Origin of the sequence: Streptomyces sp. MUM 203J (assembly GCF_022414595.1) — a bacterium.
Lineage (GTDB): Bacteria > Actinomycetota > Actinomycetes > Streptomycetales > Streptomycetaceae > Streptomyces.
Genome location: NZ_JADWYO010000064.1, coordinates 20,162 through 34,228 on the forward strand (window position 1 = coordinate 20,162; position 14,067 = coordinate 34,228).

General features: G+C 69.9%; 11 protein-coding genes. 4 read left to right on the top strand and 7 right to left on the bottom strand.

Translation table 11 applies throughout. The annotated features are described in order from the left end of the window. Positions 1-141 precede the first annotated feature (141 nt). The 7 genes from I3F58_RS24630 to I3F58_RS24670 form a co-directional block, all read right to left on the bottom strand. Positions 142-1,878 carry a type IV secretory system conjugative DNA transfer family protein gene (locus tag I3F58_RS24630; RefSeq protein ID WP_240110880.1) on the bottom strand — a complete coding sequence of 579 codons (1,737 nt, stop codon included), beginning with the start codon at positions 1,876-1,878 and terminating at the stop codon, positions 142-144. Positions 1,879-1,921: 43 nt separating this feature from the next. Next, positions 1,922-4,093, bottom strand: coding sequence for a peptidoglycan DD-metalloendopeptidase family protein (locus I3F58_RS29480; protein WP_275678899.1), 2,172 nt, complete (start codon positions 4,091-4,093; stop codon positions 1,922-1,924). 6 nt (positions 4,094-4,099) lie between these two features. Next, positions 4,100-4,798 carry a hypothetical protein gene (locus I3F58_RS24650; protein ID WP_240110881.1) on the bottom strand — a complete coding sequence of 233 codons (699 nt, stop codon included), beginning with the start codon at positions 4,796-4,798 and terminating at the stop codon, positions 4,100-4,102. Between the two features lie 146 nt (positions 4,799-4,944). Further along, positions 4,945-5,676, bottom strand: coding sequence for a DUF4913 domain-containing protein (locus I3F58_RS24655; protein WP_240110882.1), 732 nt, complete (start codon positions 5,674-5,676; stop codon positions 4,945-4,947). 34 nt (positions 5,677-5,710) lie between these two features. After that, positions 5,711-6,727: a hypothetical protein gene (locus tag I3F58_RS24660; protein WP_240110883.1), complete on the bottom strand. Its 1,017-nt coding sequence runs from the start codon at positions 6,725-6,727 to the stop codon at positions 5,711-5,713. Beyond that, positions 6,727-7,356, bottom strand: a complete 630-nt coding sequence (locus tag I3F58_RS24665; RefSeq protein WP_240110884.1) for a hypothetical protein — start codon at positions 7,354-7,356, stop codon at positions 6,727-6,729. Before I3F58_RS24665 ends, I3F58_RS24660 begins: the two co-directional genes overlap by 1 nt. 49 nt (positions 7,357-7,405) lie before the next feature. Further along, positions 7,406-7,885: a hypothetical protein gene (locus tag I3F58_RS24670; protein ID WP_240110885.1), complete on the bottom strand. Its 480-nt coding sequence runs from the start codon at positions 7,883-7,885 to the stop codon at positions 7,406-7,408. A gap of 280 nt (positions 7,886-8,165) precedes the next feature. Here I3F58_RS24670 and I3F58_RS24675 point away from each other — a divergent pair, with 280 nt between their 5' ends. From I3F58_RS24675 to I3F58_RS29485, 4 genes are all read left to right on the top strand, one after another. Further along, positions 8,166-9,932 (top strand): conjugal transfer protein, encoded by a 1,767-nt coding sequence (locus I3F58_RS24675; RefSeq protein ID WP_240110886.1) that lies wholly within the window; start codon positions 8,166-8,168, stop codon positions 9,930-9,932. Between the two features lie 70 nt (positions 9,933-10,002). Then, positions 10,003-10,296 (top strand): hypothetical protein, encoded by a 294-nt coding sequence (locus I3F58_RS24680; RefSeq protein WP_240110887.1) that lies wholly within the window; start codon positions 10,003-10,005, stop codon positions 10,294-10,296. Positions 10,297-10,383: 87 nt separating this feature from the next. Beyond that, entirely contained in the window at positions 10,384-10,935 is a 552-nt protein-coding gene (locus tag I3F58_RS24685) for a hypothetical protein (protein WP_240110888.1), read from the top strand. A gap of 7 nt (positions 10,936-10,942) precedes the next feature. Then, on the top strand, positions 10,943-13,972 hold the full coding sequence (locus I3F58_RS29485) for an ATP-binding protein (RefSeq protein WP_275678900.1): 3,030 nt from the start codon (positions 10,943-10,945) through the stop codon (positions 13,970-13,972). Positions 13,973-14,067 lie beyond the last annotated feature (95 nt).

Below are 14,067 nucleotides of genomic sequence, written 5' to 3' on the forward strand. Positions count from 1 at the left end.
ACCGGCCGACACGCCCAGCCGCTGTACGGGCTACCTGCGCGGCCCCGCCCCCGGGACGGGACTGGCGGCCTGCGTGTGCGCGGCCCTCGTAGGCGCGGCAGGCGTCACAACCGGGGGCCTGCTGACCGCGCGGGCCCGTCGTCACCCTCGCGCCCCGGGGTCGTACTTCGCCAGTGACGCCTGGACCGCCCGGGCGTGCGGCCCCTCCCACCAGGGGACCGTCTCGACCAGGACCGGCTTCGTACCGGAGGCCAGGACGAGGGCACGGCCGGGGGGCATCGAGCCGAGGTCGGAGACCTGGAGGACGCGTTCGCGGCGTACCGACTCGTTCATCGTCCGGTTGCCGGACCAGTGGCCGTGCTCGGACTCGCGAGTGGTGGAGTACTCCCGCAGCTCGTACTCGCCCGCCAGGTCCGACAGGTCGCCCAGGAAGCGGGTGTCTGAGACGCCGCCGCCGTACACGCGGACGTTGGCGGCGGACCACAGCTTCTCCATGCCCCGGTCGCCCCACACCTCGACGCCCTGCGCCCAGGACTGAAGGATCGTCATGAGGACGATGCCGCGCGAGCCGTAGTGCGAGTACAGGTCGGGCAGGGCGCGCCAGCGACAGACATTGGCCGCCTCGTCCAGGACGCCGACCAGGGGCAGCGGGAGCCGGCCGCCGCGCTGGGTGGTGGCGTACTCCTCGGCGGCTTCAACGACGGCCACGGTGAGGGCGGTGACCAGGGGGCCGGCCGAGTCGCTGCCCTCTCGGGACAGGGAGTAGAGGGTGCCGCCCGTGCGGACGAATTCGTGCGGGTCGAACCGCGGGCGCGTGTCACCCTCGCCGAGTGGGGTCACCCACTTGTTGACCTCGGGGTTGATCAGGCAGGACGCCATCTGCTGGGCCACGCCGTAGATACCGCTGCGCTGCTTGTCGGGGGCGGTGATGACACCGTTCAGCGCGTCGGCGGGCATGGTGTGGCCGGCCCCACGCAGGATGCGCTCGGGGGTGTCGTCCTTGGGGTTGGCGAGCCAGCTGTAGATCTGGGTGACGGGGGCGTCGGCGGTGGCCGCGGCGAGCAGCAGGTTCGCGAGCAGGTCCTGTCCGGCCGGGTCGAAGAACGCGTCGGTGGCGGCGTTGGCGTCACGTGAGCCGGACGCGAAGTGGTCGGCCATCTTGCGGGCTTTGGACACGTCGGTGACGTACGACAGGGGGTTCCACCACCAGGAGGGCGCCTCGGTCGCGACCTGCTGCGGGTCGAAGACCCAGACGGGGCCACGCGCCTGACGAGGGCCACGGGTGGCGTCCACGATGTCCCGCTTGTTGGACGTGACGAGGACGGCCCCGGGACCGTCGAGAATCGCCGGGATGGCGCGGCGGGTCGTCTTGCCGGTGCGAGGGCCCCAGATGTCGATGTGCATGTCCTCGAAGGAGCCGAACAGCGGCTGGCGGCCGCGTACGGAACGGCCGATGAAGACGCCGGGGACGTTGCCCTGGACGCCGAGCCGCTGCGCGGTGGCCGTCGCGCCCTTCAGGCTGAGCTTGCCGAGTTCCTCGCCCTTGGCGAGGTGCTGGGCGGCCTTGTCGACCTTCGGCTTGCTCTTGGCCTTCCGGCGCAGCCGGACGACGCCGTACGCGGCGAGGGCGAGCAGCAGCGACTCGCCGACGGCGATGACGGTCGCGGCGGTGCCGGGCCAGGCGTAGTCGCCCTTGGCGAGGGCGACGGTGAAGGAGAACGGGTCGCCGGGCGGCGCCGGTGCGTCGGCCAGGGGCGCGCCCAGGCGGGCGGCTAGCCACGCACCGCACAGCAGGAGCAGGACGGCGGCCACGAGACCGACGATCTCGAAGGTCCAGTCGTCCTCGGCGCGCGGCTTCTTCTTCTCTTCAGCGGCCATGTCTCAGCCTCTCAGCCCTTTCTTGTGACGCTGTGACGCCGTGTCACGCGTGATCGTGACTGCCCTTGCCGTCACCCTCGACGGCATTGGTGCCGGCCGGGATCGGCACCCGGTACACCGCGGTGATGGGGTCCTGGACGTCCCAGGTGCTGAACTCGACGTCCTTCCCGGGGCGCGGCGCGTGGACGATCTTCTTGCCGGCCGGGTCCCAGACGATCCCCACGTGTTCCGAGCCTCGGCTGCTGGGGCGGAAGAAGATCAGGTCGCCGGGCTGGGCGTCACTCAGGGCGACCTTGTGCGCGGCGAGTTTCCTCTCCTGCTCGTAGGTGTTCGCACCAATGTTGATCTTGCCGTTGCTGGCCTGGTAGTACGCCCACTGGGTGTAGCTGGAGCAGTCGAAGGAGACGGGGCTGTCGCCCTGGAGACGGGGGGCGCCGAACACGTACGGCACGCCGATGCCGCGTTGCGCCCAGCCGAGCGCGGCCCGTACCACGGGGTCGTCGGAGTCGGGAAGGACACCGGTCACTCCGGCGCCGTCGGGAGCGACCGGGGTGCCGTCGGTGGACTGGGCGCAGCCGGCGTACTGGGCGTCGCGACCGCTGTCGCCGCTGCCCGGCACGGTGCCGTAGTCGGGGTTGGCGGTGATCTTGCCGTTCAGCCAGTCCTCGGGGTCGACCATGCCGGGGCCCTGGTCCTGACCGCCGACGAACGGGTTGTCGACGCCAGGGACACGCACCTCCCAGTGGAGGTGGGGTCCGGTGACGTTGCCGGTGGCGCCCACTTTGCCAATCAGGTCGCCGCGCTTGACACTCTGGCCGACCTTGACGGCGATGCTGCTCTGGTGGGCATAGAGGGTGATGACGCCGCTCGCGTGCTGGAGGTTGGTCTGGTTGCCGTACGAGCCGCCGCTTCCGGCCTTCACCACCTTGCCGTCGGCCGGTGCGTAGATCGGCGTGCCGGTGGGGGCGACCAGATCCAGGCCGGTGTGGTAGCCGAGGCTCCACATGTTGCCGGTCTGGCGGTACTTGCTACCGATCGTGTACGAGCCCTCCTTCATCGGCCACTGCCAGTCCTTGCCCGTAGCTGCGGATGGGCCGTCGTCGGGCGCGAGCGGCAGCACGAGGGCGGGTGCGGCCACCGGTAGGGCGAGGAGCCGGCTGTCCAGCCCCGTGGAGCCGGTGCCGAGCGATGCGGTCGGCAATGTGTACGCGGCCGGGGCCATCGCCGTCGTCGTACCGCCGCTGCCGCTGCCGCCCAGCGACGGGGTGGACCAGGAGCGGGCCGGGGACGACGGGATGCTCAGCGCCGTGTTGGGGTCGGCGTTGTTGTCGACCGGTTCCGGGATGTCGGACTGTTTGCCGAGGGTGGGGAAGCCGGGGTTCTTGTCGATGGTCTTCTTGAGGTGGTCGTACCAGTCCTTGACCAGGTCCTTGTCGCCGGTGAGGCTGCCGCGGTAGCGGGCGGCCTGGGTGAGGACGACCCGCATGTAGATCGTGTTGCCGGCGCTCGAACCGGAGTAGAACCGCAGCGCCTCCCAGGCTTCGGTCTCCGCCTTCTTGGCGTGCAGGAAGTTGGCGGCGGCGAACGCGGCGTCGTCGATGTTGTACAGGTCCTTCTTGCCGTCGCCGTTGCCATCGGCGCCGTAGTCCTGCCAGGCGGGTCTGCCGAACTGGAGGATGCCCATGTAGCCGGCGCTGTTCTTGCCGCCGGGCGCGGCGGACGGGTCCTGCCCGAACTTGGTCTCCTGGTACATCTGCCCGGCGATCAGGGTCCAGTCGAGGCCCTTGTAGCGGGCGGCGGCGCGCATCGAGGCGAGGATCATCTTGGGCGGTATCTCGTTGCGCGCCGTCTCGCTCGGCGTGTACACCTTGCCGGCCGGCATGATCGGAGACGTGGCGGCGGCGTCACTGGTGTTGCCAGCGTTGGCGTTCTCCCCGTATTCGGCGCAGGCCGCGGCAGCCGCGCCCCCGCCGCTCGCGCCGAGCACACTCGTGATCAGGATCAGCACGAGGATGCAGACACCGCCTATCGGCAGGAGTCCGGCACCGCCGATGACGAGCCACCACTTGAGGTTGCTCTTCTTCTTCCCGCCCCCGGGGCCTCCCTGGCCACGACCGCCTCCCCCGGCGGTCCGGGCGACGTTCTGTGCGGCCTGGGCCGCCTTGGCGACCTTGGCCGCCTTGGCAGCGGCTGCCAGTACGGCAGGAGCCACCATCGGTTGTTACTCCCCCGCCTCGTCGGACGCGCCCACGTTGCCGAGGCCGAACAGGGAGAACGCCGACACCTTCCACCCGTTGGGGCCGCCCGTCTGCCGGGCCGTCACCAGCCAGGAGTTGGTCTCCGTCACGCCCGCCTCGCCGTCCTCGGTCCGTGTCGCGGTCACTTTGACGAGGCTGGAGACCGTCTTTCCGCTGCCTCGGTTGAGGTCGTCGGCGATCATCGCGTCGCGTTCCACCGTGGCCGTGCCCTGGGATGTGCAGCGGGCCGCCACACAGGTGTCCCACGCCTTGCCGGTCGGCAGCGCGGTCTCCTGTTCGAGTGCCGGGTCACCAGTGGTCCGCGCGAGGAGCGGCTTCGACCAGGACGCGTTGTCGTCGGTGTACGAGTAGGTGCTCAGCCCCGCCATGTAGGCGGTCATCACCTCATGGGCTTGGACCAGTTCCTCCGTGGAGACGATGGGCCGGGGTGCCGTGCCGGACGAGCCGTTTACAGCCGCCTTGCCGTCACCGCTGCCGCTGCCGTTCGCGGCCCCGCCCGCAGCGTCGGGGCTCCCGGTGGCGGACGGCGGGTCGGCGGAGGCGCCGTCACCGTCGCCATCGTCCTCGAAGAGGATCAGCACCGTGAGCGCACCCACCAACAGGAGCCCCAGTACTGCCAGGGCGAGCGCCATGGTTCGCTTGTTCTCGGCGGGTGACTCCACCGTCCCGGGCCTCCCTCAGTCAGGTTGCCGGGACACGGTAGGTGGAGAGGCCGTCGGTCGGCCGCGCGCTTTCCCCGACGAGGAAAACGCGTGAACCGGCGAGGAAAACCTTGGCGGGAATCAGTGAAGGGTGCCCCGCATCCCCTTCACCGCGTCTCCGTGCTTCCTCGGACCAGCGGGTCCTGCTCGGGATCGTACGGCTCCAGCGGCAGGGGGTCGAAGGGGTACAGCGTGTGCCCGTCCTTCGGCGAACAGGCCGCGAACGGCCCCGTGTCGGGGTCCATCAGCACCCGCAGATGCGGGTCCGCGTGATGCAGCCACCAGGTGGACAGGCCGAGCCCGGAGTCGTGGCGCAGCTGCTCCCACGCCAGCCAGAGCGCGGAGAGCCGGGCGCCGGCCTCGGGGTGCGCCCACCAGCGGGGGCACCAGGTGGCGGAGGAACCGTTGATGCGACGGCGCACCATCCTCGCCAGGTACTCCTCGACGAAGGCGAACACGTCCGCGAAGTAGAACTCCGCCTCCGCGTCGCCGGACGGCTGCTCCCGGGACTCCGCGGCTGCCGTCTCGGCGAGCAGCGGGAAGGCTTCCAGCAGTTGCGGCAAGGCGTCCTTCCGTCGCTGTAGTTCCTCCAGCACCATGCTGCTCATCTCGGCCTCGGCGGTGGAGTCGGCCGAGGCGTCACCGGCATCGCGCCCGGCCAGCAGACGGGCCTTCCACTCGTCCAGTTGGCCGCTGCGGTGATTCTCCTCGTGGTTCGAGCGAGCCCCGGCCAGAATGAACGTCAGCTTCATGTGCCAGCCGTCCCAGGCTTTGGTCGGCGCGAAGAAGACCGCCTTTTCCGCCAGGGTCCTGGCTATCCGGGCGTGGTCGTCGCTCAAGGATGTGTCTCCCGCTTGAGTGTGCCGCTTCAGGTCAGTGTTCGATGCCGGAGTGCGCCGCCGGGGTAAGCTCGGGCGGGGCCACCGTCGGGTTGATCACGCCGTGCCCGGTCGGGCCGCGGGGAGCAGCAGGCTGCGCCGCGGGACGGGCGACCGAACCGACCGTGAAGGCCGAGCCCTTCTGCGGCTGCGTGGCCTCGTTCTTGGCGGCCTTGTCGGCCAGTTCGTCGTAGCTGTTGGCGGTCGACAGCCGCCAGAGCGCCCCTTCAACCGCCTCCCGCTGGTTCTCCGGGATGTCGAGGGCGGCGAGCTTCGCGGCGAATTCCTTCGGTGACTTCTCAGGGTCGAAGTCCTCCATGCGTATCTGCGCCCGAATCGGTGGGTCAGCTATCAGCACGTCGACCTCGGGCGGCAGATGCTCGTGCCGAGGCATCGCCAGCGGGAAGTTCACGCCCTCCTTGCCGACCATCTCGTGAGCCAGCAGAATCGGCAATTCGTCGTGACCGAGTACGGACCCCTCGGTGATATCAGTCGCGAACGCCGCGACAGGGCCCTCGGCTGCCTGGGCATACCGTTCAGAAACAGTGCTCCACACGTATTTCTTTGTGTCGTCTACCTCCCCCTGGTCCAGTTCGTAGTCCCGGACAAGAGCCCTCTGAACCTCGCGATCCCAGAGGTGGTACGAGTCGAGTTGCTGACCTGCCGGTGTGTCCTCCAGCACCTGGTAGCCCCTCGTCGCTCCGCACGCCTGCGCGAGAAACCGGTGCTCTACAACTCGTGACGCCCCCTCAGGCTGCGACTTGAAGGACCAGAACGCCCTGGTGCTGCCGCGTTCTTCGCTGGTGACCGCTCCGTTCTCAGCCACATCACGCACAAACGACAGCAAGTCCGGAATGTTCCCTCCCTGCTCCTGAGCCGACTGCCAATCGCCGAAGATACGGGCAGCCACGGCCCTGCCTTCCGCCTCATTCCTCGGCTTGGTCTGCTGGTACTCGTCTTGGAGCCTCAGGGCGTACTCGATCTCTTCCGGCGTGGGCACTGCCTCGGTCATCAGCGAGCCGCCAGGAACTCAGTGGGCGCCCAGAGCTCAAGGTACAGACGTGAACCACCCGGTGCGGTCGCAGTCCAAGTGGGAAAGGACACCGACTGGCTCAGTGTGATGTACGGCCGACCTGGAACTTCACGGCTCGGCTGCCAGTAGGCGAACTCATAGGGTCGACGGCTCTCCAGCCGAAAGGCCTTGTCCGGCCAGTACGCGGGGTGCAGGGGCTCGGGAAAGTCCTCGGCGTTCCACGGCCCGGTCCAGGTAGGAGCGCCCAGCACTTCTTCGACCGCCTTGAGGTAAACCGGCCAGGTCTCGGCCGCACGGGCCAGAACAGCACCATTCTCGGACGCGTCACCGGCCTTCACATGCCAGGCGTAGTGGTCCAGGCTGCGGACCTGTCCCCAACTGGACTCCATGGAGATCGCCAGCTTTGCGCCCGTACGCGTGTGCACATCCATGCTCCCCCGCTCGTGGAAGGGCGTCTCCGGCTCCCAGCCGTACCTCTCGCACAGTCGCCGGAACTCCGGTGTCCCGGGCTCCGGCAGGCCAGGCCACACGGACGCCCAATCCACCCTCAGCAGCCCCTCCACCTCGACGGCGAGGTCCCGGGGCGTGCGTCCAGTCGTCTCCGTCAACATCACTTCTCCTTCACTCGGTGCGACACGTCTGCTCGACCGTATCCGGTCACGTCAGGACGATGCCGAGGAGCAGCAGTGCCACCACCACGGCGCCCATGACGAACCGCGCCCTCGGATCCTCTCGTTCCCACAGGGAGTGGACGAGGGCCCAGCCGGTCAGGCGGGCGGTGCGGCCGTCGTGGAGGCTTTCGGGATGGTCCGGTGGTCCGTCGGAAGTGGCGTCCATGGCAGGTTGGGCGTCCGGGTCGGGCTCGCCGGTGATCCCCTGCTGCTCCTGCGCCACCACCACGAGGCCCTCCAGGAGGTCGGGCATGGTGTTCGGAGTGAGGGGGTACGCCACGGTGCCGTACGGGGTTTCGAGGCACAGGCGGGACTGCCAGGGGTTGCCCGGCTCGTAACCGTCGATCCACGCGGTCTTGGCGTCGATGACCGGAGGGGCTGCCTCGGGCTGGGGTTCGGCGGGGAATTGGGGCGCCGCCGCGTGAGGTGCGGCGGCCTGCTGCGGATCTGCGTACTGGTCGCTCAACTCTCGTCCTCGGAAGGGTCGGGGCGTTCGGCGCGCCCGTCTCGCTCGCCCGGGCACGACCTCGCATTGTGGCCGAGGCCGTCTCGTCGGGTGCCGGGTCCTCCTTCCTCGACATTCCTTGGATTCCCTCGGCATTCCTCACCTTCGCCCAAGTGGGGAAAGCACGGGCGTCGTTGTCGGTTCGGTTTGCCACACTGCCCTCCGCACCTGGCCTCGCCAGGGAATCCGCCGTGCGTCCGTTCCGGCGGCCGGTGACACAAGCGGGGGGAGACACGAGTCGATGACGGACCACACCAGCTCTGCCGATGGCACCGGGTCGCAGCAGCCGTCCGGGCAGTTCGGTCCTGCGGACCAGGCCGCCTGGCAGCAGGCGCAGAACCAGCAAGCCCAGACACAGGGCCAGTACGGACAGCACCCCCAGGCACGGCAGCCCCAGGCACAGGCCACGCCCGGTACCCCGTACGGCTACCCGACCGCCGCCACGCAGGCCCCTCAGCCGCAGGCGAACTCCGAAGCCGCGCGCGCCCAGGTGGCGGCGGCGTGGGCGCGGCGCGCCCCGCAGGCCCCCGTGCCGCCCGGTGAGGCCGCCGTGCCGGCGCTGCCGCCGCGCAGCGGGCAGAACCAGGACGGGACGGGGCAGAACAAGAAGGACAAGCGCGAGCAGGCGCGGGCCGAGCGGAAGGCCGCGTACGAGCGGAAGAAGGCCGAGCGCGAGGCGCGCAAGGAGACCCGCAAGGGCGGCGGTAAGGCCGCGGCGCCCGTCGGCGTCGCCGGGAGTCCCTCGGCGGGCTCCGAGACAGCCGGAACCGCTGGGGCGGCCGCCCCGGAGCGTCCCGCGAAGGGCTCGGCCGCCGTCGGGGCACCCGGGCGTGCCGGTGGGTTCGACGTGCCGCGGCCCGGTGGGCGCCTGCCCGCGTCGGGGCGGCGTACGCACGTCGCGCTGCGGGCCACCCTGCTCTTCACCACCTGTGCGTTCGCGCTCGGTTCGTGCGGAGTCGTCGGACTGGCCATCGGCAAGTCGTCCACCCCGCAGACAGCGGCGCTGGACAAAGAGGACGTGCAGCGGTTCCGGCTCACGGAGTTCCCGACACGGGCGGCCGCGACGTTCGCGGAGGACTACGCGACCCGCTGCCTGACGTACGACCCGAAGGCCGCCGACGCGCGACGCGACGAGCTGGCCCGGTTCGCGACGGCCGGGGTGGACACGGACTGCGGCTGGAACGGCGTGGGCACGCAGTCCGTCACCCTCGCCGCGTGGGACGGCAGCGTCGAGGAGCTGCCCGAGTACGGGAAGTACGGCCGGTACCTGGGGGTGCAGGTCACGCTGTCGAACGGGCGGGTCACCACTGTCTCCGTGCCGGTGTACGTGGCGGATCTGGCTGCCGCGTCGGGACTCCGGGTCGTCGGCGACGTCGGCGAGATGCCGTTGCCCGTACGGGGCGCCGCACCCGAGGTGGACCGGGACGAGGAAGTCCTCGACACCGAGCTCTCGGACCAGCTCAAGGAGCGGGTCCTGCCCGGCTACTTCACGGCGTGGGGAACGTCCGACACGACGGCCATGAGCCGTTTCACCACCTCCGACGCGTCCCTCACGGCCACGACCGGACTGCGCGGCGCCCTGTCCGCGCCCCGGGTGCACGAGGTCCAGGCGCTGGCCCCGAAGGGCGTCGGCCAGGGCGACACGATCACGTACAAGGACGGCCAGACCGTGCAGGCACGGGTGACCGTCGTCTGGGGTGGGGCCTCCAACGAGGACGGCGGCGTCCAGGAGACGACGACCACGATCCGGCGCTCGTACCGGGTGACGATCGTGAACACCGCCCAGGGCTGGTTCATCCAGGACATCCGCGGTGGGGTCCTCGACCCCGCGGGTGGACGGTCCGACACGGAGGAGAGTTCGGCCGCCACCCCGTCGCCCGGGCAGAGTGCCCCGGCAAACAGCACCGGCGACAAGACCAAGCCCGAGGGTACGGCCACCCCGTCTCCCGACGGTGAGCCCGGTGGAAAGCCGAACGGCAAGCCCGCCGACGGCGACAGCTCCTCCTGAGATTTCCTCCTCCCTTTCTCCGCCTCACCACCCCTGCGACAGCACACTCCGCACTGTGAAAGGACACCCCATGTACCTGGCAGCAACCTCGCTGAACGGCATGTTCTCCGAGATCGAGAAGATCCTCCGCACGGCCGGAACCATGGTCGCGGTCATCGCGCTGCTCATCCTCGGCATCCGGATGCTGATGTCGATGAAGCGCGGTGACGGTATGCGTGAGGCGTTCCAGGGCTTCGGCATGATCGCACTCGCGGCTCTGATCATCGGCGGCGCGTCGGGGCTCGCCGGTGTGCTCATCGGTCTCGGTGGCCAGATCGGCGGCGGTGGCGGTACCGGCGGCACGGGCGGCACGGGCGGCCAGTGAGCGCGGGGGCGGCGACACCGCCCTGTCCGTACACGGCCCCGTCCGCACACGGCTGACGGGCGGTCGACGAGAGAGGGGGAGTGACTGATGGCGCAGGACGCGCCGGACGAGCCGCAGCCGATGGTCGCCTACGACCACACGGATCTGCTCAACCGTCCCAAGCGCATCTGGAACTGGGGGAACATCCCGCTCCCCGGTCTGCTGCTGCCCGCGCTCGGCGCGGCGTTCGGCTTCGGTGTGGTGTGGCTGGTGGCGATGCTGTCGCTGGCCGCCTTCCTGCCGTTCCTGGGGCTGTCGATGCTGACGTCGGTGCTGTACTTCGGGCCGCCGGTCGCCGTGTACTTCGTCTGGGGCCGGCCCCTGCCGTCGGCCCTGACCCTCAGCCAGCAGATGGTGGTCTGGGCCGACTACTGGTGGCAGCCCAAGCGGCTGCAGGGCCTAGCGGCCGACCGGGAGCCGGAGGAGATCCACTGGCAGGTGATCCTCTGGCAGCCGGGCAGTCCCCGCTGGCAGCGGCGGTACGAGTCCGCTTGCGCCGAAGCGGCGCGGCACGGTTCCTCGTTCGCCGCGCACGACCCGGGCCTGTCGCGTACCGCGGACGCCGTACCGCACGCCGCCCACTCCGATTCCGCAAGGTGAGTCCTCCATGTTCATGCTGATCCTTCTGGGCGGGGCGGTCGCCTTCTTCGTGATCGCCATGATCATGGCCGCCACCTCCTCCAAGGGCGCCAACGGCAAGCAGGGGTCCGGTACGGCCGGATCCGGTGCCCGGAACCGGAACCGTTCCGGGGGCGGCGGCACCGGTTCCGGGGCGCGACGTGAGGACATGCGGCTGCCGTACCGGTACGCCGACGACATGATCTTCGTGCACGGTGACTCGGTGTGGACGGGCCTCGTCCTGCCGACGTCGATCGACGAGTACCTCAACGCCGTCGAACTCCAGGCCATGGCGGAGGCCCCGGCGCGGGCGCTGCTCAATCTGGCCCGCGGTGACCGGAACGTCGAGTGCCACTACCGCAAGGTCTATCAGCCGATCACGGCCGTCGGCTGGGCCGAGGAACTGAACGCGGTCGCCTGGGATCCGACGGAGAACTACAAGGCGTACAACTTCCGCAAGGCGGAGTACCAGGAGCGCATCGGTGCGATGCGTGAGCGCAACATCCTGCTGGTGAAGCTGGGTTCGCTGAAGCGTGGCTCGGGTGACGGCAGCGGGGTGCTGCCCGGCGGCGACGACCCGGTCGAGGAGCCCGCCCTGTCGGGTGGGCTGGCGGCCGCGGCTGACAGGGCGGCAGCCGGGGCCACGGGCGTGCACGGCGAGTTCCTGGCTCCGGGGCTGCTGGCGCAGTGGACGCAGGTCGCGCGTGAGGTGCACGAGAGCCTGGAGACGCTCGGCGGGTCGCCGCTGACCCGCGAGGAGCTGGTGTGGCTGATCCGCAAGCCGCTGCACGGCGATCTGCCGGTGCCGCCGGAGCCGGTGCTCGGCTCCCGTGCCTGGGGTCCGGACCAGTTCGACCTGGTGGTGGACTTCTCGGGCGAGAACCGGAAGACGCATATCGTGCTGCACCAGTACGACGAGGTGACCGGCGAGCAGCGCACCAGCTACACGACGACCCTGGTCGCCGCGAACTGGCCGACGGAGACCCGGTTCCGCCAGTCGACGGCGTGGGCGCGCTACGCGGCGCAGAACGTCGAGTTCCCCGTCGAGATCGACATGAGGTTCACCCTCATCCCGTACACGAGGTTCAAGGACCGTGCGAGCAAGATCAGCGGCAACCTCGTGGACGAGATGAACGACATGGCCAACTCCGGCCGCACGCCCGACACCAAGCTGGCGAGTCAGGTGACCCGCGCCCAGCACCTCCTCGACGACATCGAGGAGCACAAGATGCCGGGCATGGAAGCGCAGATCCGCTTCACCATCTCCGCGCCGGACGTGGAGGAGCTGGAACGGCGCCGTCGCATCCTGGAAATGCAGTTCAAGCAGGACCTGAAGGTGACCCTGCTGCGGCCGACGCGCCAGCAGTGGCGGCTGCTCCAGTCGCAGCTTCCGGGCAACGCTCCGAAGCTGCCCGTCGCGCCGTACCTCAGGCTCCAGGAGGTGGAGCAGCTTGGGGCGGGCCTGCCGACGGCCGGTACGGAGCTGGGCGACAACCCGGAGCAGCGGTCGGGGAAGAAGCTGGGCTGGGTGGGGAACCTGGTCGGCTGGGCGGGCAAGATGCCGGTCCACTACTCGCTGCACGTGGGCCCGGCCCGCAACGACGGTGGCGGGCTCGCCATCGTGGGCGCGTCCGGCGGTGGCAAGTCGTCGCTGGCGCTGCAGAAGTTCTACGAGGAGTCGGAGTCGGGCGTCCGCTGCCTAGTCATCGACCCGAAGACGGACTTCGCGCAGCTCTGCTACTACCTGGCGTTCGGCGCGCAGGTGAACGACCCGGAGTTCGCGGGGGACGCGGAGCGCGGTGTGCTGGGCACGTCGCAGAGCCGCTTCCAGCCGGTGAACGCCGAGTTCTGGCAGGAGACGGAGGTCGTCGACCTCCTCAAGGGCCAGGCGGGTGTGCTCGACCCGTGGGTGATCGCCCGCGATGTGCCGTCGGGCCGGCTGCTGGCCGAGTCCATGCTGCGTGGCTTCCTCGGCGACGAGGACTACCAGCGGGTGCGGCTGCCGGTGATCGAGGCGATGGCGACGGTCGTCGGCAGGTACAACTCGGCGATCAGGCAGGCCACAGAACAGGGGCTGAACGCACGTGACGCCGAGCAGCAGGTGCCGCGACCGACGCTGTGGCAGGTCGTGGACGAGGTCGTACAGGCCTATGACCACGCGGTCGCGACCGGTGATCGCGAGGCGGCGAAGGACCTGAAGCTGGCGCAAATGCTGCTCACCGAGTTGCGGACACTGCCGTACGCACGGCTGGCGTTCGCGGAGCGGCCGCAGTTGCTGTCGGCGATGCGCAAGCGGCGTACGGTCATCACGCTGCGCGGCTTCCAGTCGCCTGCGGCCTCCGACCCGCGGAGTTGGAACCCGGCGGAGCGGCTGGCCGCGACCGCGCTGATGGCGGTGGTGGAGCTCGGCAGCCAGATGCTGGACGTCGGGTACGAGAAGAACCCGGTGACGGGCGAGATCGGCCTGCGCCCGAAGGCCCTCTTCGTGGACGAGGCATATGTCGTCACGGCGACGGAGAGCGGCCGGGACCTGATGCGTCGCGCTCTGAAGCAGGGCCGCTCGTACCTGGCGGTCACGGTGCTGATCACCCAGCAGGCCATCGACCTCGTCCAGATCGAGGACTCCGAGGCGCGCAGCGGTGGCGCGAACCAGATTCACACGGTGTTCGCGTTCAAGCAGAAGTCCGCACAGGAGGCGTCGCTGGTTGCTCCGCTGCTGGGGCGGCCCGAGAACGACGCGAAGGTCGTGTCGGCGCTCCAGGAGCTGCGTACGGGTGTGTGCCTGCAGCGTGACGCGGACAAGCGGGTGGGGACGGTGGCGGTGGACCTGGTGTTCAGGGAGATCCTCGCCGCCACGGACACGAACGGCACCACCCGCCCGGCCCGCCAGAGCGTCAACCCGCCACTGAGCGTGTGGGACTGGACGTTCATGCAGGAGGCGGCGGACCCGGCCGCCGGGTCGGCCACCGCGGCCCCGCCGGCCGACCAGCAGACCCCCGAGCCGTCCCCGGCGGCGTGACCGGCCACATCACGGCACAACCCGACATGAAGGAGTCTCAATGACGAAGTCAAGCCGCCTGCGTGATTGGTGGGGCGGAGGTGAACATCCTTCCG